This window comes from Sneathiella sp. (genome assembly GCF_036960985.1).
Lineage (GTDB): Bacteria > Pseudomonadota > Alphaproteobacteria > Sneathiellales > Sneathiellaceae > Sneathiella.
The window spans coordinates 35,990-57,977 of record NZ_JBALWD010000028.1 but is presented as its reverse complement, the minus strand read 5'-3'; the positions used below and the strand labels follow the sequence as shown (position 1 = coordinate 57,977).

Annotated in this window: 23 protein-coding genes and 2 riboswitches; of the genes, 11 read left to right on the top strand and 12 right to left on the bottom strand. The window is 46.3% G+C overall.

Translation table 11 applies throughout. From position 1 onward, the window contains the following. Positions 1–175 precede the first annotated feature (175 nt). Positions 176–535, top strand: a complete 360-nt coding sequence (locus V7723_RS14900) for a hypothetical protein (protein ID WP_335685281.1) — start codon at positions 176–178, stop codon at positions 533–535. A 158-nt stretch (positions 536–693) separates the two neighbouring features. Further along, a riboswitch (glycine riboswitch) is annotated at positions 694–781 on the top strand. Between the two features lie 3 nt (positions 782–784). Continuing rightward, positions 785–879, top strand: a riboswitch (glycine riboswitch). Between the two features lie 54 nt (positions 880–933). Next, positions 934–2,406, top strand: coding sequence for an L-serine ammonia-lyase (locus V7723_RS14895; protein ID WP_335685280.1), 1,473 nt, complete (start codon positions 934–936; stop codon positions 2,404–2,406). 1 nt (position 2,407) lies between these two features. On the opposite strand, the gene speE is transcribed toward V7723_RS14895, so the two are convergent. The 5 genes from speE to V7723_RS14870 form a co-directional block, all read right to left on the bottom strand. After that, entirely contained in the window at positions 2,408–3,262 is an 855-nt protein-coding gene (speE, locus tag V7723_RS14890; protein ID WP_335685279.1) for a polyamine aminopropyltransferase, read from the bottom strand. Then, complete coding sequence (gene speD, locus V7723_RS14885; RefSeq protein ID WP_335685278.1) at positions 3,262–3,684, bottom strand: adenosylmethionine decarboxylase; 423 nt, start codon at positions 3,682–3,684, stop codon at positions 3,262–3,264. Before speD ends, speE begins: the two co-directional genes overlap by 1 nt. Positions 3,685–3,864: 180 nt before the next feature. Continuing rightward, positions 3,865–4,680 (bottom strand): class I SAM-dependent methyltransferase, encoded by an 816-nt coding sequence (locus tag V7723_RS14880; protein ID WP_335685277.1) that lies wholly within the window; start codon positions 4,678–4,680, stop codon positions 3,865–3,867. Between the two features lie 138 nt (positions 4,681–4,818). Next, positions 4,819–6,096 (bottom strand): MFS transporter, encoded by a 1,278-nt coding sequence (locus tag V7723_RS14875; protein ID WP_335685276.1) that lies wholly within the window; start codon positions 6,094–6,096, stop codon positions 4,819–4,821. 108 nt (positions 6,097–6,204) lie between these two features. Next, entirely contained in the window at positions 6,205–7,482 is a 1,278-nt protein-coding gene (locus V7723_RS14870; protein ID WP_335685275.1) for an MFS transporter, read from the bottom strand. A gap of 67 nt (positions 7,483–7,549) precedes the next feature. On the opposite strand from V7723_RS14870, the gene V7723_RS14865 reads away from it, so the two are divergent. Next, the gene (locus V7723_RS14865) at positions 7,550–8,179 is read left to right on the top strand and encodes a glutathione S-transferase family protein (protein WP_335685274.1); all 630 of its coding nucleotides are present in this window, start codon (positions 7,550–7,552) and stop codon (positions 8,177–8,179) included. A 2-nt stretch (positions 8,180–8,181) separates the two neighbouring features. Here V7723_RS14865 and V7723_RS14860 read toward each other — a convergent pair whose 3' ends face one another. Beyond that, positions 8,182–8,736 carry a GNAT family N-acetyltransferase gene (locus tag V7723_RS14860; RefSeq protein ID WP_335685273.1) on the bottom strand — a complete coding sequence of 185 codons (555 nt, stop codon included), beginning with the start codon at positions 8,734–8,736 and terminating at the stop codon, positions 8,182–8,184. Positions 8,737–8,814: 78 nt separating this feature from the next. On the opposite strand from V7723_RS14860, the gene V7723_RS14855 reads away from it, so the two are divergent. Further along, the gene (locus V7723_RS14855) at positions 8,815–9,126 is read left to right on the top strand and encodes a cupin domain-containing protein (protein ID WP_335685272.1); all 312 of its coding nucleotides are present in this window, start codon (positions 8,815–8,817) and stop codon (positions 9,124–9,126) included. Positions 9,127–9,137: 11 nt separating this feature from the next. On the opposite strand, the gene boxB is transcribed toward V7723_RS14855, so the two are convergent. The 3 genes from boxB to V7723_RS14840 form a co-directional block, all read right to left on the bottom strand. Continuing rightward, positions 9,138–10,565, bottom strand: coding sequence for a benzoyl-CoA 2,3-epoxidase subunit BoxB (gene boxB, locus V7723_RS14850; protein WP_443024236.1), 1,428 nt, complete (start codon positions 10,563–10,565; stop codon positions 9,138–9,140). Continuing rightward, a complete protein-coding gene (boxC, locus tag V7723_RS14845; RefSeq protein ID WP_335685270.1) occupies positions 10,562–12,205 on the bottom strand; it encodes a 2,3-epoxybenzoyl-CoA dihydrolase in 1,644 nt (547 codons plus the stop codon). The genes boxB and boxC overlap by 4 nt, the downstream gene beginning before the upstream one ends. Positions 12,206–12,266: 61 nt before the next feature. Beyond that, complete coding sequence (locus V7723_RS14840) at positions 12,267–13,190, bottom strand: helix-turn-helix transcriptional regulator (RefSeq protein ID WP_335685269.1); 924 nt, start codon at positions 13,188–13,190, stop codon at positions 12,267–12,269. An 84-nt stretch (positions 13,191–13,274) separates the two neighbouring features. Between V7723_RS14840 and V7723_RS14835 the strand changes: the two genes are divergently transcribed. The 7 genes from V7723_RS14835 to V7723_RS14805 all read left to right on the top strand — a co-directional run bounded on the left by V7723_RS14835 (position 13,275) and on the right by V7723_RS14805 (position 19,462). Next, entirely contained in the window at positions 13,275–13,742 is a 468-nt protein-coding gene (locus V7723_RS14835) for a flavodoxin domain-containing protein (RefSeq protein WP_335685268.1), read from the top strand. A 119-nt stretch (positions 13,743–13,861) separates the two neighbouring features. Continuing rightward, the gene (locus V7723_RS14830; protein WP_335685267.1) at positions 13,862–15,412 is read left to right on the top strand and encodes a benzoate-CoA ligase family protein; all 1,551 of its coding nucleotides are present in this window, start codon (positions 13,862–13,864) and stop codon (positions 15,410–15,412) included. Positions 15,413–15,459: 47 nt separating this feature from the next. Next, positions 15,460–16,683, top strand: coding sequence for an MFS transporter (locus V7723_RS14825; RefSeq protein ID WP_335685266.1), 1,224 nt, complete (start codon positions 15,460–15,462; stop codon positions 16,681–16,683). 87 nt (positions 16,684–16,770) lie between these two features. Continuing rightward, entirely contained in the window at positions 16,771–17,253 is a 483-nt protein-coding gene (locus V7723_RS14820) for a VOC family protein (RefSeq protein WP_335685265.1), read from the top strand. A 100-nt stretch (positions 17,254–17,353) separates the two neighbouring features. Beyond that, positions 17,354–17,872, top strand: coding sequence for a hypothetical protein (locus tag V7723_RS14815; RefSeq protein ID WP_335685264.1), 519 nt, complete (start codon positions 17,354–17,356; stop codon positions 17,870–17,872). A gap of 43 nt (positions 17,873–17,915) precedes the next feature. Continuing rightward, positions 17,916–18,239: a 2Fe-2S iron-sulfur cluster-binding protein gene (locus V7723_RS14810; protein WP_335685263.1), complete on the top strand. Its 324-nt coding sequence runs from the start codon at positions 17,916–17,918 to the stop codon at positions 18,237–18,239. After that, positions 18,239–19,462: an NAD(P)/FAD-dependent oxidoreductase gene (locus tag V7723_RS14805; protein WP_335685262.1), complete on the top strand. Its 1,224-nt coding sequence runs from the start codon at positions 18,239–18,241 to the stop codon at positions 19,460–19,462. Before V7723_RS14810 ends, V7723_RS14805 begins: the two co-directional genes overlap by 1 nt. On the opposite strand, the gene V7723_RS14800 is transcribed toward V7723_RS14805, so the two are convergent. Genes V7723_RS14800 through V7723_RS14790 form a run of 3 tightly spaced genes read right to left on the bottom strand, consistent with a single transcriptional unit; the run spans position 19,459 to position 21,881 of the window. Then, entirely contained in the window at positions 19,459–19,809 is a 351-nt protein-coding gene (locus V7723_RS14800; RefSeq protein WP_335685261.1) for a hypothetical protein, read from the bottom strand. The genes V7723_RS14805 and V7723_RS14800 overlap by 4 nt on opposite strands. After that, the gene (locus V7723_RS14795) at positions 19,806–21,026 is read right to left on the bottom strand and encodes a CaiB/BaiF CoA transferase family protein (RefSeq protein WP_335685260.1); all 1,221 of its coding nucleotides are present in this window, start codon (positions 21,024–21,026) and stop codon (positions 19,806–19,808) included. Before V7723_RS14795 ends, V7723_RS14800 begins: the two co-directional genes overlap by 4 nt. A gap of 60 nt (positions 21,027–21,086) precedes the next feature. Continuing rightward, entirely contained in the window at positions 21,087–21,881 is a 795-nt protein-coding gene (locus tag V7723_RS14790; RefSeq protein WP_335685259.1) for an arylamine N-acetyltransferase family protein, read from the bottom strand. Between the last annotated feature and the right edge of the window lie 107 nt (positions 21,882–21,988).

Sequence of the window (21,988 nt, the reverse complement as noted above, 5' to 3'; positions counted from 1 at the left end):
CCGGTCGGCAAAAATATCCTGCTGACCACAATCACAATTGATAATACGGATCTCGCCTAAACACCTCGAAAACCACTATTTCCGCCATTATTACCGTTAATCCGGCACCACAGATATTTGGCATGAAGGCTGCATTATACATATCAGCAAATCAATCTATGCTCAGGAGAGTCAAGTGCTGCAGACAGAAGTAAAATATATCGAAAACGAAACTGCCCCGGACCGATTCGAAAAAAGAGACGCTTTTCGCGTTTCCAATCCAACCCTCAGCGTTGAAATTAAGGGCAAAAAATATTCGACCGAGAACTGGTCTTTAAGTGGCCTACTTCTAAATGGCATTCCACCTGGTTACGAAACAGAAATGCCGATTGAGGGAATCTTTGGACCTGTCGGGTCGGTTGAGATGTGCCGGTTTAATGGCCATATTGTGCGCCTTAACAACAATATGATGACAACGGCTATCGAACTTGATGAAAAAAGCGCTGATGTTGCGGCACTACTACCGTTATGGGTGCTTAAATACGGTAGCCGTTGACGTACAAATGGCGAGCGTAAAGTATATACCGTCGCCTGCAGTGTCGCGCAACCGCAGGACAAGGGTAATCTGATCATCCGTATAAAGGAAACTTGACAGATGCCAATCCAATCTGTCTATGGTTTGTTTCGATAAAGAAACTGTTATATTTTACCTTTATCTACCCAATGGGAGAGACTGGCCGTGCCAGCGCCGAAGGAGCAACCGCCCCGGAAACTCTCAGGCAAAAAGTACCGTTGGGTGGGAAGGCTCTGGAGAGTATGTGTAGGTGAAAATCTTGCACGTCACCGAAGAGGTAAACCAGACTTACGATCTGGTGTAATCTTTCAGGTACCCGGACAGAGGGGGCATCGTTTAACGAGCTGGTCGTTTTGACCGGACGGAGAAGGGGTGCCAAAATGAATAGTTTACCTAAAAGCGGTCTTGGAAACGTAACACCAGTAGTGCCTTCTAAACCGGCAAAAACCTCGGATCCGACATCACAGCTAAATGTCAATATCAGTGTGACCGACCTTTATACTATCGGGATCGGCCCTTCCAGCTCACATACTGTCGGGCCAATGAGGGCCGCGAAGCGGTTTGTTGAGCAACTTACTTTACAAGCCCACATGAATACAACCAATCGGGTTCTGGTTCAACTCTATGGCTCCCTCGCCCTTACCGGGCACGGTCACGCGACAGATCACGCTATTTTACTCGGACTCAGCGGCGCTCGCCCCTCCGGAATAGATCCTGAAGACGTCTTACCGCTCATTGCTGAAATTCGGGAATACAACAAGATCCTATTGGATGGCCATCATGAAATCCCGTTTTATGAAGAAGACAACCTCCTATTCCTAAAAGAAGAGGTTCTCCCCGAGCATGCCAACGGTATGCGGTTTTCTGCATTTTCAGCCGAAGGCGAATTGCTCTTGCAAAAAGAATATTTTTCAGTGGGTGGCGGATATGTGGTTTCCCATGATGAGGGAGATCGGGCGGAAACACGCGGCCATAATATTCAACTCCCCCACCCTTTTACCTCGGCTGCGGAATTACTCGCGATCGGTCAGGAAACAGGATTAACGATCGCCGAAATTATGCTCGCCAATGAGACCTGTTGGCGAAAGGAAAAAGAAACCTTTGAATTTCTGGACCAGGTTACTGAGGCCATGATCAATTGCATCCGGCGGGGATGTGAAACGGAAGGTATCCTGCCGGGTGGCCTAAAAGTAAAACGTCGCGCCCACCAGCTATTTAGGGATTTGATGGAAAACCCAGAGCGGGCATCTCGCGACCCTTTAACTGTTCTTGACTGGGTTAATTTATATGCCTTAGCTGTTAATGAGGAAAATGCTGCGGGAGGTCGTGTCGTCACTGCGCCCACAAATGGTGCGGCTGGCGTCATCCCGGCAGTCCTCAAATATTATCAACGCTTTTGCCCCGGCGCTACGGAAAAAGGCAGCCGGGATTTTCTCCTGACAGCTTCGGCCATTGGTGCAATTTACAAAAAGCGTGCCTCCATTTCCGCTGCGGAAATGGGATGCCAGGGTGAAGTTGGTGTAGCCTGTTCCATGGCCGCTGGTGCTCTAACCGCAGTCCTCGGTGGCTCTAATGAGCAGGTTGAAAATGCCGCAGAGATCGGCATGGAACATAATTTAGGACTGACATGTGATCCGATTGGTGGATTGGTTCAAATTCCATGTATCGAACGGAACACAATGGGGGCAATGAAAGCCATCAATGCAGCGCGGCTTGCTTTATCTGGTGACGGTACACACGTGGTTTCGTTAGATGAGGTTATTGAGACCATGCGTCAAACCGGTATCGATATGCTCAGTAAATATAAAGAAACTTCGCAGGGCGGGCTGGCTGTAAACGTCGTCGAATGCTGATCTAGGCAATGTCCTTCGTGAGCATCCTTTGAATATGCAGGGGCAAAGAAAAAGCCGCTTGATGCACTTCAGGTGTGTAGTAGTCCGTTTCTATCCCGGCCTCCACATAACGATTGGTTAAACCCAACAGTGCCGATTTACGAAGCGCTATATCATCTGTAGCCCAACCGAAAGCCATTGCGCCACCAACATAGCTTGGAATAGCTGTCAGATAAAAACTCACATCCGAAAACAGCGAATTCAGACGATCGTAACTTGACCGAAGCTCGGGCTCCTGAACGAAGGGTACGCCGTTCTGTGTTACGATGATGCCTCCCTCGGACAAACACGACTTACAATCTGAATAAAATTCTTCAGTATACAAGACCTCTCCTGGGCCATGCGGATCTGTACTATCAACGACAATCACATCCCATTTTTTATCTGTGTTCTTTACGAACTGGCAGCCGTCCGCAATGACGACATTCAATCGCGGATCTTGGAAAGCGCCTCCTGAAATACTCGGCATAAACTTCTGACTGAGTTCTATCACAGTTCGATCAATATCGACCAAGGTGACGTCTATGCCATCATGTTTCATAAACTGCCGCGCCGCGCCGCCATCACCCCCGCCAATAATTAATGCTTTCCTGACGTTACCATGGGCAAAAACTGGCACATGAACGAACATTTCGTGATAAATAAATTCGTCTTTTTCCGTCGTTTGAATAGCCCCGTCTAACGACATGACTCGACCAAACTGACTATTTTCGAAAATCATCAAGTCTTGTAATTCTGTCTTTTCGCGATAGAGAACATTTTCCACATCCAACGCCAAATTGACGCCTGAGTGTAGTCCCTCGTCAAACAGCTCCATCAATTTACTATCCCCCGCTTCAATTCATTAAGCTGCAGTGTCTGCGGCTCGAACGCTTCTTTTAAAACCGGAATTGCTTTATGAGGATCTGTCTCCCCGCACATAAAAATATCCAAAGCCATAAATCCACGTTCAGGCCAGCTATGGAAACTTATATGGCTTTCTGCGAGTACCAGAACACCCGACAACCCATCGGGTTCGAAAGCATGCATATGGAAATGTAGGATAGTTGCGCCGGCGATCTCGGCGCACTGTCGCAATGTTGATTCAATGAGATCCGAATCATTGAGGCCTTTAGCGCCCCATAAATCGACAATAAGATGCGTACCTGCGAAAACCAGTCCGTCTTTGTGAACAAAGTAGTCAAGACGTTCATCCGCCTGCTCGCTTTTTATATCAATTTTCTCGAGAGTATCTCTCATCAAACTTCGCCCAATTTCTTACGATAAACCACCCATAACCTCAGGTGCCGCGTTATGCGGGAGATGCCAAATTCATGCAAGAAAAAAGTACGCTTTAGAGATCAGTATCATGTGCCGCAATATGAGTAAAAAGCTCCGGGATATTTTCTCCCAGAGCCCATTATCTTGAAATTGAAATGACTATTTTTTGGTAATGACGACTTCCGCATATTCCGCCGGAACGATCATTGTACCATCTGTCGCGACATTAAAGGTTTCAACGAGACCTGTTATGTCCCTTGTAAGAGCTTCCTGGCTCGCGGCATCCAGCGCACTGAAAGCCTTGTGAACCGGGCCATATAGATTGCGAAAAACATCCAAAAAATGATCAGTTGATCGGTACCGAAAATTAAACAGGCGAGAAGTAATTTCTATCGTTGTTGCACTTTCACCAAACATTTCAGCCAAACGATCTTTAGTTCCCCAAAGGGCTGGTGATTGAACTCCAGCTGGCGGCGGCACATGTTTTCCGATCGTTTTGAAAAGATGGCCAATGAAACTTTCGGGTGTCCAATTGGCCATGCCGATTTTTCCACCCGAACGGCATACCCGTGCCATTTCCGAGGAGGACTGCATCTGATTTGGTGTAAACATTACGCCAAAGGTTGACATGACCGCGTCAAAACTTCCGGTTTCAAAAGGAAGTTCTTCAGCATCAGCCTGCTGGAAAGCCACTTCAAGCCGATCTGCGTCCGCCCTCTCCTTCCCGCGCGCTAGAAGAGACTCAACATAGTCCGTCGAAGTTACTTCGCACCATCGTCGGGCGGCCGCTAGAGTAGCGTTTCCATTTCCGGCAGCAACATCCAAGACAGTTTGGCCGGAATGCAGATCCATTGCCTCACAAAGCTGCTCTCCAACGATATTAAGTGTGGTTCCCACCGTGGCATAATCGCCAGAGCCCCAAGTTGCCTGCTGTTTAGTTTTAATTGCCGTGTAGTCTGGTTGTGTCGCGATCATGATACATTCTCCATCTAAAGTTATTCCGTAACTAGACGTAAATTTAGGGGAGCTATGTTGCAGCTTGTTGTCTGAATACAGGAAAACAAATTTCATTTGTTTCAGATACGTATGATGTTTGTATCAATCTACCATGAACTAATCTCGAAGCTTTTTTCCCGCCGTTTCCGATATGGAGAATATCGCTACCAGGCTGAGAACCGCCAAGCCCATTAGATAATATACCGGTGAAAAATCGTCATTGGTTCGATTAACCAAATACAGCGCAACGATTGGCGCCGTACCGCCAAATATCGACAAGGTTACATTATAGGCGACCGATAAAGCGCTAATTCTAACTTTACGAGAAAGAATTTCTGGCATAACCGCGGCGTTAACAGAAAACACCATCGAGAATAGAACGGCAAAGCCGAATTGCCCGAAAAATACATAGACAATGTTATGGTGATCCATCAACCAAAATAGGGGCCAAGAAAGAAACAAAATACCAAACGTTCCAACAAGCAGCACAGGTTTTCGGCCGACTTTATCACTGAGAATAGCGAATCCCAACAAAAATACCGCGACAAATACCAGACAAACGGTATTTATTGTCATCGCTGCTATGTTGGAAAGATGCACTTTATTTGTAAGAAACGTAATCGCATAAACAAACATAAGATAAAATCCTACATTCACTGTAACAGCTAGTCCGGCGATACGGAGCATATCCAACCAGTGATCGCGTAAGGCAACTAGTAAAGGAATTCCGTCTACAACGGTTCTTTCTTTAACGCTTTCTGGTTCATCTATGCGCGATCGAAAATAGAACGCCATTATGCCAATGACGCCGCCACCTATAAAAGGAATACGCCATGCCCATCCATTTAGCGTCGCTTCATCTATAAAGTTAGTAAAAATAGCGGCAACAGCTGAGCCCAAGAGAAAACCGAAAAAACTGCCGCTGAAAATCCAACTTGCATAAAATCCTCGTTTTTCCGGGGGCGAAAGTTCGGCAACAAATGCTGCCGATCCTGTATACTCACCCCCAACAGACAATCCCTGAAAAATACGTAAACACACAAGAGCAACGGCGGCATAGATCCCAATTTGTTCAGTTGTCGGCAGCAGGCCGACACCCACTGTCGCACCTCCCATTACAACAACAGAAAGTATCAAAACCGGCTTTCGCCCCATTTTGTCACCAATGTGCCCAAAAATTATCGCGCCTAAAGGCCGAGAAACATATCCCGCGGCGAACGTGCCAAATGTTGCCATTAGGGATATAAAAGCGTCGTCAGATGGGAAAAACAAATTACTGAGGACGGGCGCCAAATAGGCATAGACGGCGAAGTCATACCATTCCATAACGTTGCCGACAGCTCCGGAAAAGGCTGTTCGCCTCACATACTTAGTATTATATGACGCGGCCGTCATTCGTCACTCCCATATAAAAATCGTTCTAAATTTAAGTATCATAAAAAGTGAAAAGCTGGCTGCAAAAATCGCGTGACAAAGGATAATATACACAACATGAAAATCCACTTAATCTCGCAATTTTCTACCACCTGTTTCCGGTATCGAAAATATTGTCACCAAACTAACGATCGAGAGGCCCATCAAATAATATACCGGCGAGAACTCGCTTCCAGTCCAAGTCACCAGAAACAAAGCAATTAAGGGCGCAGTTCCGCCGAAGAAGGTTAAAGTCAAATTGTAGGCCACCGACAAGGTACTAACTCGGATTTTATGCGGAAGTATCTCCGCCATAACTGCCGGATTAATCGAAAAAACCATCGAAAATATTACGGCAAAACCAAAAAGCCCAAAAAAGACGAAGTACAAATTGTTGTGGTTTAAAAGCCAAAAGAGCGGCCAAGATAGTAACAGTATACTGATGGTTCCAAAAAGTAATATCGGTTTGCGGCCGATTTTGTCACTCAGTATTGAAAAACAAAGAGGGCAAAAGGCGATTGCAAGAAGACATAGTGTATTTATTCCCATCACTGAGGTCGCAGAAAGATGCAGGTTATTAGTCAAATACGTGATTGCGTAGACAAACATCAGGTAGAAACCAGCATTGACCGTCAAAGCCAGCCCTCCTACTCGGAGCATATCCAACCAGTGCTCTTGAAATGCGACGAGCAACGGACTTCCTTTGTCAGCGACGGCCTCTTTATTTTGATGGGTTTCGTCGATGCCAGATCGAAAGTAATAGGCAACAATCGCTATAACTCCTCCGCCCAGAAAGGGAATTCTCCATCCCCAGTCTGCTAAATCTTCTGGACCCAATATATAAGCCGTAAAGACAGCAGATGCAGATCCAATAAGAAATCCAATTCCGCTACCGCTAACAATCCAGCTACCAAAAAACCCGCGCTTTTCAGGGGGCGAAAGTTCAATGATAAATGCCGTTGAACCTGGAAATTCACCGCCTACAGAAAACCCCTGAAATATACGAAGAACAATAAGGGCAACAACAGCCATTGGGCCAAGTTGATCAAAGGTCGGTAACAAACCGACACAAAATGTTGCGCCTCCCATCATTGCGACGGACAGTATTAATACCGGTTTACGCCCCATACTATCTCCGATATGGCCATAGACAAAGGCACCGAACGGTCGTGATATAAAACCGAAAGCGAAAATTGCGTAAGTGGCTGTTAGCGAACCAACTGAGTCTTTAGACGGAAAGAAAAGGCTGCTGATAACTGGGGCTAGATAAACAAAAATCGCGAAATCATACCACTCCATGACGCTTCCAATGGCACCTGAAAGGGCTGTTCGTCGCGCGGATTTGACATTAAAAGTCTGATGTTTCATATTAAATCCTAGAGCCAAGACTTATTGGAAATGACAACTTCCGACAAAAACTTGGTGAAGGATTACCGTGCTGAAATTATACAACTATCATAGAAGCGCATATGGTCGGATCGCCGTTATTATAGTGACGGAAAAGGCGCTTGAATGTGAACATGAAGAGGTCAATCCTTTTGCAGATGACCTCTCCCCTCAATATTTGAAATTGCACCCTTTTAAGCGTGTTCCTGTTCTACAACACGATAATCTGGTTCTATACGAAACACGGGCTATCACCGAATATTTGGAAGACCGTTTTCCGAATCCAACATTGTTGCCGGGCGATGCAATCGGGCGAGCCAGAATGCGACAAATAGTGGCAGTGATTGACAACTATGGGTATAAGCCGCTTGTTTGGCAGGTTTATGTTGAAAGTTCAGAAAAGCCCGTTTCCGGAGAAACGACAAATACGGAAATATTGCAACAAGGGCTACAAAATTCGGCCCGCTTTCTTGCTGCAATTGAAAATATTTCGGGTGATGACGCGTTTTTAGTTGGAGATACTTATTCTTTGGCCGATGCACATCTTGTCCCGATGATGGATTGTTTTACGGTCACGAAAGAAGGACGCGCTATGCTATCTGATTACCCCAAACTGTCGCGATGGTGGGGCAGTATCAAGAAACGTGAAAGCACGGTGAAATCAAGGCCTAATTTCTAAGATTAGTATTCACTAGTTTTCGACTGCGTAAATTCGGTTTTTGAAATGCTGTAGGCAAAATCTTGCTCAAATCCGGAGGGAAAATCCAATCCCAACGGCAATCCGCTTGAGCGCCGCATGCCCAAGCTCTCCATAAGTTTCCAGGATCTTGAATTTTCTTTATCGACCGTTGCCCATATTTGCAGCATATCAAGTTCCAAAAAGCCATAATATAGCACCCGCTGCACAGCTTCAGCCATAAACCCATGCCCTTGCCGGGCAAGATCCATCGCATAACCGATATCGGCAAATCGTTCCTTTTCGTCAAAGATGCCAAGTCTGATAGTCCCAAAAATCCTGTCGTCCGCTTTTAGGGCAACTGCAAAAGTCCGCCTTGTTTTCGACTTTTGCTCTTGGTCAGCCATTCGCTCGGCGAAAAAAATGCGAAGGGTTTCTTCTGTTTGTTCCTCAATAGGGAGGTATTGGTAAAATACAGGATCGGTGGCATAAGCGGTAATGACTGGAAAATCAGCTTCACGAAACGGGCGCAATCGAAGCCTTTCAGTTTCGATAATCATGGCAAATATCCTTTGGCAAATCACACATTTTCGAATACGTCATATCAAACAAGAAAACGATAAAAAAGGAAAGCAGATATGCGCGTAATAAAGCCAACGGATTTTATCGGTGACAAAGCCTGGGACGCAATGGATATCGAGAAAATAAAGAATGCCTCTGTCCGGCTACATTGGACGGATGAGCCATATATTTGGCATATTAATGATGGTCCCGAAGTATTTGTGGTGCTTCAAGGCACAGTCAATATGCATGTTCGTGAAGCATCGAAGGAAAAGATATTTTCCTTACAAGCCGGTGAAATATTCCATGCTGAGGCGGGCGACGAACACAAGGCTTTTCCCATTGGTACCGCCCGTATACTAGTAATAGAAACGGACGGTAGTATCTGAATTGCGGCGCATTACTTCAAATTCACATACTCGTAATCAATAGGCATATTGTTGATGCCGCGATCCGGAGCCGCAATCCAGCCCGCCATTTTTCCGGGTTCGGTTACTTGCTGCATTAGGCTCTGGACATATGTCCGGTCATCATCTGACGGCAAAAACTCGTCATGCCGTCTATGGTATTCTTCTTCTGACAGGTAATCCCCTTTTGGGGTTACACTTTGGCCCGCCCAGGCACCTATGTTACGGCGAAAGCGGTTGGAGGGTAGTGCAATTTCGAAATCAAATCCTGCTTTCTTGATTAATCGGTTCCAGCGTGTAACGCCGACCTGACAATCTTTGATATAAGCATTTCTCACCTGGTCATTAACCGCGCTTCGTACCGCAATTTCTTCCAAGCGAACGCCGCCTTTATCGTCTGGAACCTCAAGCTCCAAACTGGTGTCTTTCGCGATATGGTCCTCATATTGTTTCTCATCTGGCCGGCCTTTAATGCCGTTCGCAAAGCTTATAGCCGCGTTAGATGAAATCTCCGCTCCAAATAAATCCATACAGGAGGAAAACCAGAAATTCACATATCTTTGTAGTAAAGGTAAATCGATGACGCCAGCTTTGCGCAAAGTGGCCGGATCATCTGTCTTGAGCTCTGTCATTTTATTGATAGTGCGTTTGACGATACGACTAATCCCCGTTTCGCCGACATACATATGATGTGCTTCTTCCGTCAGCATGAAACGGCAGGTACGCGCCAAAGGATCAAAAGAGGATTCTGCCAAACATTTCAACTGATACTTTCCGTCTCTATCGGTAAAATACGTGAACATGAAAAATGATAACCAGTCGCTAATTGGTTCGTTAAAGGTCCCTAGTATCCTAGGATTATCTTCACTTCCGGAATGGCGCATCAGCAAATCTTCGGCTTCTTCCCGACCATCCCTGCCAAAATAAGCATGCAGCAGATAGACCATTGCCCAAAGATGTCGCCCCTCTTCTACATTCACTTGAAATAAATTGCGTAAATCAAATAAGGAAGGGCACGTAAGCCCCAGCAAGCGTTGTTGTTCGACAGACGCCGGCTCCGTATCTCCTTGTGTTACAATTAGGCGACGCAAGATGGAGCGATATTCCCCTGGGACTTGTTGCCAGACCGGTTTTCCGAAATCATCACCAAATCCGATGGTCCGATCATTTACTTGATCCGCAAGAAATATACCCCAGCGGTAGTCCGGCATTTTGACCGCCCCGAAAGTTGCCCAGCCCTTCGCATCTACGGATGTCGCAGTTCTTAAGTAAACATCTTTCGTCTGGAAACCTTCCGGTCCCAGCTCCTGCCACCAATCCAGGAATCGCGGTTGCCAATGCTCTAAGGCTCGCTGCAAACGGCGATCATTTCCTAAATCGACATTATTGGGGATTCTTTCCTGATAATTGATTGCCATTATACTCTCCTTCGGTCAAATTCTGCTTTCGTGCCACTACCAAACAATTTCAAGGCACCTTTTTCCCCGACAGCATTTGGTCGATTGAATATCCAGTTTTGCCACGCTGAAAGGCGGCCAAAGATTTTAGTCGCCGCGTTCTCTGGCCCACCAAATCTGAGATTGGCCTCCATCCCTGTCAATGCGTCCGGAGACAGGCTTGCCCGTTCTTCCACCAAAAGCCTGATTTCTTCTTCCCAATCGATATCGTCAGGAATGAATGTCACAAGTCCTTTTTCTTCCGCATCCGCTGCGCCAATATCCACCCCAACTTGCTGCTTAAGAATGCTGAGTATGTTCTCATCCTCATAAAAGCGGTTTCCAAGGCGCGTCCGATCATTGACCATTTCCAGGCCACCAAAGTTCATTTCACTGAGAGCAATATTCGTCGGCTCACCTTCTTCTTGAGTAATATCCAGCATATAAATACGATCGGCCGAAAGGGCTAATTCGTACAGACATCCAGCAAAACATGAGTTTTCCTCCACCAAAGCAAATAGACTGCGCGAGGAGACATCAAGACGGGCAAATGTTCGTCGCATCATGCCGATGACCTCCCTGACGAACCAGTCCGACTGATGCTTAGATAATATGGCATCCGTCGCCAGTACTTTTTTATGATCACCTTTCGTCTTGAGCAGGATCGTGCCTATTTCTTCATTATTTGTTCGAAGAAGGAGAATGGCGTCATCAAGTTCACGAGCCATTAATAAGGGCCACCAATTTGCAGCAGCAGAATGAATATCCTCGATGTTATCGGCGATGTCGTCCGTCGGCGCTTCAACGGTTATTGTTGCTGTACGTCCTTGTTTATCTACTTCGGCTTTCACATGTGAATAATGATATCCAGCATCATCAACTATACGATCGAGGGGAGTTAATAAAATTCCGTTAGCCTTTTCAGGGCGAGAACTGTCTGCACCAAGTTCTTCAGCCCTTGCATTTACTTTTACATCGAACGAATTTTTGGGAACGACCTCATCGACAAATTTCCATTCCTTGGCACGTCGCCCCCTCACACCATCCGGATTGGTACAAAATACATCTGCCAGATCCCGCCGAACTTTTCTTTTTTCCGTAATTCGTGTCAAGCCACCCGTGCCAGGCAAGACGCCCAACAAGGGTACTTCCGGCAAACTGACGGCACTCGAGCGGTCATCGATCAGAAAAATTTCATCGCAGGCCAGGGCCAGCTCATATCCGCCGCCGGCTGTTGTTCCATTGCATGCCGCCAAAAATTTTATTCCGGATTTTTCACTGCTATCTTCCATGCTATTTCGGGTTTCGTTGGTGAATTTACAAAAATTCACCTTCCAGCCATGGGACGAGGTTCCAAGCATGTAGATATTCGCACCAGCACAGAACATTTTGTCCATTCCACTGGTTACAATTACAGTACGGACTGTTGGGTGTTCGAAGCGAATCCGCTGTAAAGCATCATGGAGTTCAATGTCCACCCCGAGATCATAAGAATTTAGTTTCAGCTGGTACCCAGGCATAAGACCCGCGTCTTCATCTACTTCCAAGATCAACCGAGCAATAGGACCGTCAACTTTCAGTGTCCAGTGACGATAATGGTCCGGATGTGCGTCGAATGTGATCATGATCAAGGTTCCCGTTTTTCGGAATTATATTTCCATTACATAAAGTGCACTTTAGTGCATGTCAAGCTGATTGGGCAGAAACAGATGTAAGCAGCCGCTCTGCTATCTGGTGTAAATCCTGCGCTGTTTCGTTGACAGTGCGTCCCGCGGTATTACAAACATCATCGGCACGCCCGTATAGCGGCTCCCGCGCAGACAAAATTTGCCTTAAGTCAGCCATAGCTTCCTCGCTACCAGCCATTGGCCGCAAATCCCCTTGTTCGACAACGCGGGACATATGTTCATCTGGAGTTGCCTGCAACCAAATCACGTGTGTGTGCTGTAAAAGCAGTGAAAAGGTTTTCTCATCAGCGACAATACTGCCACCGGTGGAAATAACGATATTGTCATGACTATCGATGATGTCCTGCAGACAGCGACGTTCGAACCGCCGGAATGAGGGCTGGCCTGCCAGTGAGAAAATTTCCGCAAGTGTCGCCCCGAACTCATTTTCAATGCGCTTGTTTAATTCTACAAATTCGAATCCTAATTTTTCTGATAAAAGGGGACCAAGCGTTGATTTGCCAGCGCCCCTTAATCCAATCAGGGATATTCGTTTCGCTTTTGCCCTGCCGGCCTTACGACCCATTGCTTCCTTCAGAATCAAATTAGCCTGGGCCAATTCTTGGTCCGTCATTTGTCGGGCCAACTGATAAAGCGATTGCATTTGCGGACTCAATTGCTCTCCTACAGAAACAAGATCTAACATCTTCATATCCATCGCATCAGCTATTTGACGAAGCACGAGCACCGAAATATTTCCCTCTCCGGTTTCGAGTTTCGCCAAATAACGCTCTGACACGCCGGAGTCATTCGCAAGTATTTTACGTGTCATCCCGCGGCGCGCGCGCGCCGCTCGAACGCGTGCGCCAAGTTCTGTTAAATAGTCGACTGCTGAGGCGTCTTCCCGTCGCGATAGATCTGCCGCATGATTAGTGGCCGCCATATATTCGCACTCTCTTCATAAAATACTGGACAAGATGCATTATATTTCCTATTTCCTGACTTGAGTAGTTTTATTTGGAGAAAAATGGCATTGGTCGACAGCATTAAAATTCTTGTCAGCACTATGACCGGCACAGCTGAGCTTGTCGCCGACGAAATCGCTGACGCCCTCAATGCAAAAGGGAAAGATACTGAAATATTGCTGATGGATGATCTTGCTGCGGATGTTTTTGAGACCGGAGCCGCATACGTAATTTGCACATCGACCTACGGACAAGGAGATGTACCGGATAATGGCCAGGCATTTATGGATGATCTTGAAGCGTCTGAAATAGATTTGGGGAACATTAAGTATGGAGTATTCGCTCTTGGCGACATCACTTACGATCAAACCTTTTGCAATGCCGGCGTCCTTTTTGACGAAGCACTTGGGAAATTTGGGGCCAAGCGGATCGGTGACATCATGAAACATGACGCATCATCCGGTGAATTGCCGGAAGACCAGGCCGGTGAATGGGCGGAGGAATGGCTAGAAAAACTCCATAGAATGTAAGAGTTCGTTTCTTTTGCTTGCTGACAAAACATAAGTAACGATAGAGTTCAAAGCGGGCGCGCGGTTTAAGCCAAAAGGGAATTAATAACCCAAGGCTTATGAACTATTGGGAGAACAAAATGCCAAATATCGACGATAGATCGACGCTGCACTTTAACGCGGCAGTTGACTTGATCGATCATAATATTGAGGCTGGGCGCGGCAGTAAGACAGCTGTCATCGATTCCCGCGGCTCCCATACCTATCAAGATTTAAGTAATAATGTTAATCGCTTCGCCAATACTTTAAAAGACATGGGCGTGGAACAGGAACAACGCATCGTCCTTTGCCTCAATGACACGTTTGATCTTCCGGTAGCATTTTTAGGAGCCATTAAGGCGGGTGTTATTCCCGTCCCTATCAATACCCGCCTCACGGAAAAAGATTACAAGTATATTTTGAATGACAGCCGTGCGACCGCTCTCATCGTTTCTGACGATTTATTCCCACTCTTCGAAAATCATGTAGATGACCACCGCGCCTTGAAAACAATTGTTATTTCCGGCAAAAAAATCGGAACGGAGAATAATTTTTCAACGTTGCTGGAAGTCGAAAATACAGAGTTTTCGGCGGCAAAGACTCGCCACGATGATATGTGCTTTTGGCTTTATACCTCCGGCACAACAGGTATGCCCAAAGGCACTGTTCATTTGCACGGAAACCTGAGGGCAACCGCCGATCTATATGGCGAACAGACGCTGGGTATTCGTGAAGATGATATCATGTTTTCAGCGGCTAAACTGTTCTTCGCTTATGGTTTAGGAAACGGCCTAACATTTCCTTTTTCCGTCGGGGCAACAGTAATTCTTTTGGAAGGTCCACCAACACCCGAAGCCATTTGCCACATACTCCGCAATCAATCCCCAACAATCTTCTATGGTGTCCCCACGCTTTTCGGCATGTTGCTGGCGAGTGATGTTCTGCCAAAATCTGGTGAGCATCATCTCAGGGTTTGCACATCAGCCGGAGAAGCTCTACCAGCGGATTTGTTATCGCGATGGCAACGTCATGTCGGCGTCGACATTCTGGACGGGATCGGCAGCACAGAAATGTTGCATATTTTTATCTCAAATAGACCCGGAGATGTTCGGCCTGGCGCGACGGGAAAGGCCGTCGAAGGCTATGACATACGATTGACCGGCGACGACGGGCTCGCGGTCGCTAAAGGTGAAATGGGTGCTCTGGAAATTTCTGGCCCATCCAGCGGCCTGATGTATTGGAACCAACGATCAAAAAGCCTCGATACCTTTCAAGGGCCTTGGACACGTGCAGGCGATAAATACCGACAAGATGATGAAGGTTACTATATTTACTGCGGTCGAACCGATGACATGTTGAAAGTCGGCGGTATCTATGTTTCGCCATTTGAAGTTGAAGGAGCCCTGATCGAACATGACGCTGTTTTGGAAGTGGCCGTCATCGGTAAAGCGGATGCGGACGACCTGATAAAGCCAAAAGCCGTAATAGTCTTGAAAAATTCCAGCATCGATCAGGACCACATGCGCAAGGACCTTCAAGAATATGCGAAATCCAAATTGGCGGCGTACAAATATCCCAGATGGATAGATTTCGTTGACGAGCTTCCGAAAACGGCAACGGGGAAGATCCAACGGTATAAGTTGCGTGACTAATATTTTGAATAGTCCATTATTCTTTCACAACCGATTGTTCTAGGAAATTGGCTGAAATATCTCCTCAAAAAAAATGGCAAGCCGTTAGCCTGTTAGCGTTTTGTCAGGTTCTTGCCTTATCCCTTTGGTTTTCAGCAACCGCTCTTATACCTGTCTTGAAAACCGAATTTGGGTTGGGCGGTTTTCACGCCTCTCTCTTTTCCAGCAGTGTAGCAATTGGTTTCGTGATTGGCACACTTCTCAGTGCTTTGTTTAGTCTCGCAGATCGCATGCCGCCGAAAACCTTTTTTGCGATATCGACTGTAATTGCGGCACTAGCAAATGTTTCGATAGTTCTGTTAGATCCGCTATCGCCTGAAGTGATCCTCCTAAGGCTGCTAACTGGTGTCTGTATGGCTGGCGTTTATCCCATTGGTATGAAGATGGTTTCGACCTGGGCGAAGAATGATACCGGCCTGCTCGTCGGCTTGCTGGTTGGAGCTTTAACACTAGGGAGTGCTTTTCCACATATTCTAAATTTGCTAGGCACTTCGGGTTTCGACTGGCGAGCTCCGCTAATTGCCGGAAGCGGGCTGGCACTCATCTCCGCATTTTTAATCCGGTTTGTATCCCTTGGTCATGATATTCCGAAGGCACCACCCCTCGATTTGTCATTGGCCTTATATGCCTGGAAATACAAACCATTGCGATTAGCAAATTTTGGATATTTTGGCCACATGTGGGAGCTATACGCGATGTGGGCTTGGATAGGCGTTTTTCTATACGAAAGCTTTCAGTTGACCAATATGACTGATGCCCGGTTTGGTGCAAATCTCGCAACATTTGCAACGATCGCCGTTGGAGGGTTAGGAAGTCTGGCTGCCGGCATCGCCGCAGACCGCCTAGGCCGAACAACTATCACAATATTGGCAATGGCTATCAGTGGCTCTTGCGCGCTGATTGTTGGACTGTTTTTTGGTGGAAGCCCTATTCTTCTCGTTATTATTTGCTTGATTTGGGGCATGTCCGTCGTCGCGGACTCCGCTCAATTCTCAACCTGCATTATTGAACTGAGCCCTAAAAACATGATGGGGACAATGCTGACCATCCAAACCTGTGTAGGGTTTTTAATCAGTCTCACCACCATTCATCTCGTCCCGTTATTAGCAGACATTGTATCTTGGAAGTATGCTTTCGCACCGTTGGCGATCGGCCCCTTACTGGGTGTTCTTGCGATGATGCAGTTGCGACATCTTCCCGAAGCCAAGTCATTGGCAAACGGTAACCGATAGACATTCAAATTTTTCTCTTGATTTAATGGCGTATACATTCAACTGTTTACTAATAGCGTGGGCGCGCATTCAGAAAAGGAAAAACCGATGATTAAAGGGCTGCATCACAACGCGTATAGATGTCGTAATTCCGAAGAAACACGTAAATTTTATGAGGATTTTCTGGGACTACCACTGGCTGATGCTCTTTCTATTGGATCGACGAAAACAGGCAGAGAAACGGAAGCTCTTCATACTTTCTACCGCATGGATGACGGATCGTTTCTAGCATTCTTTGAAGTTCCGGAGCAGTCATTCAAATTTATAGACCAACATGACTATGACCTGCACATCGCCTTGGAAGTAGATATGGATAGTCTGCACGCCATGTTCGCCAAAGGTAAAGAAATGGGAATCAAAACCCGCGGCATCTCTGACCATCATGCCATTCATTCGATTTATTTCAGAGATCCGAATGGCTATGTGATTGAATTAACGGCGAAAGTACCCGAAAAAACAAGTGACGATAAAACCGCTGCGGCAAACGCAAGAAAAATGCTTGAGGAATGGACATCGGCGCACCAAGCCTAAATTAGATAACGTGTCTGTATGCTGCTTTTCGGCTTTGTGTCCGCACGACTTTACTTTTATGCTAGCGAATGGGTTTTCGAATATTTGGGGATAGCTGTATATGCTACAGAATTTGTGCGGTCGCGTTATTTTCGGCGGAATGTTATTGTTTCTGACGCTTGGTGTTGGAATAGCTGCAGCGAAAACAGATCGCTATGTTGGGTATTACTATCCGCAACCGGCAATTATTGAAACTTATTGCGCCCGAGTGCCCCAACTTCCCAATATGGACAAACGCCGCAGAATTGGTTTTGTCATCGGAATTAAGGAAGGAATGACTAACAAGCCGTACGATTCCCCTTATGCCGTTTTTGCGAAAGGCGGTGATTCACAGAAACTCATCATTGTCGCGAAAACCGACGGCCATCTTCAGACCATCTATCGTGCCAGGGCATTGTTGGCGGACCTGACGACGAGTGCGCGCACGACACCAATATTTGAAGAAAGTGGCATGCCCGAAAACCTGACTTTTTTAGATCTCTTAACGTTACTGGGATTTGAAACAGTTACGTTGAGTGATGGAGATCGCTTTTCCCATCAAATCAGGATGAAACTCAGTACAAACGGCGTTTGTGAATAGGCGTTTCCACGAACACATCAGGCGACGGAATGGTTTTGAGATTATGGTAAAAGTAACTTATGTGAATACAGATGGAACTGAAACGGTCATGGAGGTGGCCGACGGAACGAGCCTGATGCAGGCTGCCGTTTCTAACGGCATGGACGGAGTAATTGGCGAGTGTGGCGGATCGGCCATGTGCGCAACCTGCCATGTATATGTTGATAACTCTTTCCTTGAAAAGCTCCCCAAAATCGATGATATGGAAGAAGAGATGTTGGAATGCACCTCTTCGGAACGACGCCCAACAAGCCGTCTCAGCTGTCAAATTGAAGCCACTTCCGACATAGATGGAATTAGGGTGACATTCCCAGAATCCCAGATTTGATGCCTGATCCTGTGGTCATCATTGGCGCAGGCCAAGCCGGCGTGCAGACCGCTTTCAGCCTTCGCGATATGGGCTATCCCGGAGAGATTACACTAATAAATGGTGAAACATTCCTACCCTATCAACGTCCGCCCTTATCAAAATCCTATTTGAAAAACGCTACTACGGACGACAACCTGCTGTTCAGAAATGAACAGCTTTACAAGGACAAGAAGATTAAGATTGTCCAGGGCACAATAGCCATAAGAATCAATCGGCGCCTCAAATCAATTTCCCTTTCGACAGGGATTAATCTTCCGTATGAAAAATTAGTCCTGGCGATGGGCGCGCGAAACCGTATCTTACCTATTGATGGTGCCGGATTAAAAAACGTTTTTCAATTACGTGATCTCGACGATGCTAAACTGCTTCGTATCGAACTCCGCAAGAAAGCCAGAATAGCGATAATCGGCGGTGGTATCATAGGGCTTGAATTTGCTTCTGTAGCCAACGAATTAGGGGCTCAGGTGCGCATAATTGAATCCGCTTCGAGGGTGATGGAAAGAGCTGTTTGCGCAGAAATTTCGAATTATGTCCAGAAAACCCATCTGGCCAAAGGCGTCGAGATACTTTTGGAGCGGAAAATTGTTGCTATAGACAGGAATGCGGACCTTGCGACTGGCCTGCGCATGCAAGATGGCAGTCGACTATCTTGTGATTCAATCCTCGTTTCAATTGGCGTTACCCCAAATTCAGAACTCGCCGAAGCAGCCGGCCTATCTGTCAATAATGGCGTTTATGTAGATGCCAGCCTCCGCACGTCAGATCCCGATATTTTTGCTATTGGCGATTGCGCTTGTTTTCCATCTGAATTTTCCACCCAACATATCCGCCTTGAATCAGTTCAAAACGCAGTCGATCATGCAAAAACTGTCGCTGAAAATATCTGTGGGGCTTCCAAAAAGTATCAATCCGTACCCTGGTTCTGGAGTGATCAATCCGGTTTAAAAATACAAATTGCTGGACTCACGTCAAATACGGAAATAACAGTTATTTCCGGTGATCCAGCCACTGGAAAATTCTCAGTTTGCTGCTTTTCAAATGGTCAATTTATTGGTGTTGAAAGCATTAACCAACCGGCCGATCATATGGCTGCTCGAAAGTTGCTTACCGCAGGACGAAACATCAGCGTGAGCGAGATTTGCCGGCCAGGTGCAACCCTCAAATCTCTTGCGCATTCCTAGTAGTCTGAGACACCTTCGATTTTGCACTCACCCGTTGTGTAAAGACTATCCACCTGACAGGTTTGAGATAGTTTAACGACCAGGTTTCCTTTACAATTTTTGAAGCTCACCCAACCATCTAAACTTTCGCTCGTATCAGAGTCGAAAGAGCCAGAACTTTGAACAATATACCGCACCTTATCCACCTCCAATGTTCCAAGTTTAAGTGACGCCAGTTCGTTTTCGACGACACCTTCACACCCCGTCACCTGCCAATCACTTCCACGATTATCAGCAACCGCGCTTGTCGCTACTATTGTTGAAACCGATATCCCTAAAACAAGACAGCGCGCCACTTTTAAATTCATGCCTTTTTCTTCCTTTGTTCTTTATCATCTGTCTGCCAAGCTACGCCTGACGTTTCGAAGCTCGAAATTTTCGTGGCATCGAAGCCTATTTCTGCCAATATTTCACGAGTATGATTGCCGTAAATCGGAGCACCAAATCGATACTCATTCTGAGTTACTGAAAATTCGGCAGGTTGTCGCGTCTGACGAATGAGACCGGCTTCCGGATGTTCATTTTCAACAATAATTCCGTTGGCAGTAACTTGTGGGTGCGTTCGCATTTCTGTTCTATTGAGCACCGGTGCACACGGAACATCTAGGTCTTCAAGTTTTCGCATTAATTCGGCAGTCGTAAAGGGAAGCATTGTTTCTTGCATTAAACGTGTTCGAGTATCTTTATGGACCTCTCTCCCTGTTGGTGTTGAGAACCGTTCATCCTCAAGCAATTTTGGACTATCGACAGCTTCTGTAAATCCTTTCCAATGCTTATCAAGCATCACCGCAACAGATATATAACTATCCTTTGTTTCATATATTAGATCGATGAAGGATTGAGCCGCTTCCGAAGAGGATTCGCGTCCCACAAAAGTATGCCCTCCCATATCGGAACTCCACAAAAAAGAAACGACGGTATCTAGCATAGACAATCGTACATGCTGCCCTTCACCGCTCCGTTCTCGCGCGAATAAGGCTGCAGAGATTGCCTGCGACGCCTGGATGGCGGTCAATTTATCAGGTAAAATTGTCCTCACAAGCCGCGGACGTTCATCATCGGACCCGCCTTGTACGGTTGTTAATCCAGAAACCGCCTGGATCAAGGGATCAAATACTGGCTTCTGGGCATATGGGCCATCGAAGCCAAACCCACAAATTGAAACATAGACAATTGCCGGGTTAATTTCGCGTATATGGTCTTCTCCAAGCCCCATACGATCAGCAACACCAGGCCTAAAATTTTGGACAAACACATCCGCTTCCGAAATCATTTGTTCTATAATTTCCAGACCCTCGGGTTTTTTTAGATCAACAACAATCGATCGTTTATTTCGATTGTTATTAACGAAAGACGCCGAAAAACCATCTCGTCGGGTTGCCACATGCCGTGCATAGTCACCACCCCCCGGCGACTCCACTTTTATGACGTCGGCCCCTTGATCCGCCAAAGTCATTGTAGCCAATGGTCCAGAAATCATCGTTGTCAGATCAATTATACGAATTCCGGTAAAAGGGCCGGCCATTGCTGTTCTCCTCTTTTATGTAACATTATTCGACCCCAACACCATTATCGCCATAATAGCTCATGAACGCCAGAATTTTTGATCATGTTCAGTGAAAACCAGCCCAAACTTGTCTCGCAGGCAAGCAAAATATGTGCGCTCATCTCGCAGCGTAAATTCCTCCGCCAAATGCTTTCCTTTTGTTTCTGTATACTGGCTGCCACGAATAGTACGGCGACCATCCGGTAGCGCAAGTGTCGCCATCGGTTGCTTTGTAAACACCGATTGTCTAGAGGTTTGCTGAAAACGACACCGATCAGAGAAATCTTCCAGCCGGCGAGGCGCCGGATCAATCACAAATTTAGTGCTCCAGTTTGAAGCATTTCCATCGCAACATTCCAGCGCAAGCTGCCCTTCAAGAACTCCCATTCGGTATTTTTTACCTTCTGGCGTTCTGAACGCTTCCTTGCTTTGTAGATCCATCGGATTTCGGACTGACTCTCCATTACCAACATCAACTAGGAACGTTTTCCCTTCGATCATCACCAGCAATACCATATGCTCAAAAGGCGGCAACAAATTGCCATCCTTCATCATCTGCGCCGAGCATATAATAGAGTCAAACCCAATTTGAATTAACAATTGATGGAATAGATAATTACACTCGTAACAAAATCCCCCGCGTTGATGTTGAACTATTTTCTTTTCTGCTGCGCCTTTAATTAATTTTATTTCCTGGGGAATATGCACGTCAATATTCTCAAAGGGAACGGACAGCAAAAACGCGCTTTTTAAATCCTGCAAAATACTCAATGAAACATCGACAGGTCCAGCGTAACCTATGCGCGCTAAAAGACTTTCCACGTCCACAGGCATTTCAAACCCTTTCCAAATAATAGCCAGTAAGTGATAATAATTATGGTCAACCGCCAGAATAATGCTGTAGGATTTTAACGAAATCAATAAAACTAAAAAGGAAAAAA

Excerpts from the sequence above, each read along its gene's own strand:
- V7723_RS14895 (WP_335685280.1), top strand. The coding sequence starts at position 934 with ATGAATAGTTTACCTAAAAGCGGTCTTGGAAACGTAACACCAGTAGTG.
- speE (WP_335685279.1), bottom strand. The coding sequence starts at position 3,262 with ATGGAGCTGTTTGACGAGGGACTACACTCAGGCGTCAATTTGGCGTTG.
- speD (WP_335685278.1), bottom strand. The coding sequence starts at position 3,684 with ATGAGAGATACTCTCGAGAAAATTGATATAAAAAGCGAGCAGGCGGAT.
- V7723_RS14880 (WP_335685277.1), bottom strand. The coding sequence starts at position 4,680 with ATGATCGCGACACAACCAGACTACACGGCAATTAAAACTAAACAGCAG.
- V7723_RS14875 (WP_335685276.1), bottom strand. The coding sequence starts at position 6,096 with ATGACGGCCGCGTCATATAATACTAAGTATGTGAGGCGAACAGCCTTT.
- V7723_RS14870 (WP_335685275.1), bottom strand. The coding sequence starts at position 7,482 with ATGAAACATCAGACTTTTAATGTCAAATCCGCGCGACGAACAGCCCTT.
- V7723_RS14860 (WP_335685273.1), bottom strand. The coding sequence starts at position 8,736 with ATGATTATCGAAACTGAAAGGCTTCGATTGCGCCCGTTTCGTGAAGCT.
- V7723_RS14855 (WP_335685272.1), top strand. The coding sequence starts at position 8,815 with ATGCGCGTAATAAAGCCAACGGATTTTATCGGTGACAAAGCCTGGGAC.
- boxC (WP_335685270.1), bottom strand. The coding sequence starts at position 12,205 with ATGATCACATTCGACGCACATCCGGACCATTATCGTCACTGGACACTG.
- V7723_RS14840 (WP_335685269.1), bottom strand. The coding sequence starts at position 13,190 with ATGGCGGCCACTAATCATGCGGCAGATCTATCGCGACGGGAAGACGCC.
- V7723_RS14835 (WP_335685268.1), top strand. The coding sequence starts at position 13,275 with ATGGCATTGGTCGACAGCATTAAAATTCTTGTCAGCACTATGACCGGC.
- V7723_RS14830 (WP_335685267.1), top strand. The coding sequence starts at position 13,862 with ATGCCAAATATCGACGATAGATCGACGCTGCACTTTAACGCGGCAGTT.
- V7723_RS14820 (WP_335685265.1), top strand. The coding sequence starts at position 16,771 with ATGATTAAAGGGCTGCATCACAACGCGTATAGATGTCGTAATTCCGAA.
- V7723_RS14815 (WP_335685264.1), top strand. The coding sequence starts at position 17,354 with ATGCTACAGAATTTGTGCGGTCGCGTTATTTTCGGCGGAATGTTATTG.
- V7723_RS14810 (WP_335685263.1), top strand. The coding sequence starts at position 17,916 with ATGGTAAAAGTAACTTATGTGAATACAGATGGAACTGAAACGGTCATG.
- V7723_RS14805 (WP_335685262.1), top strand. The coding sequence starts at position 18,239 with ATGCCTGATCCTGTGGTCATCATTGGCGCAGGCCAAGCCGGCGTGCAG.
- V7723_RS14800 (WP_335685261.1), bottom strand. The coding sequence starts at position 19,809 with ATGAATTTAAAAGTGGCGCGCTGTCTTGTTTTAGGGATATCGGTTTCA.
- V7723_RS14795 (WP_335685260.1), bottom strand. The coding sequence starts at position 21,026 with ATGGCCGGCCCTTTTACCGGAATTCGTATAATTGATCTGACAACGATG.
- V7723_RS14790 (WP_335685259.1), bottom strand. The coding sequence starts at position 21,881 with ATGCCTGTGGACGTGGAAAGTCTTTTAGCGCGCATAGGTTACGCTGGA.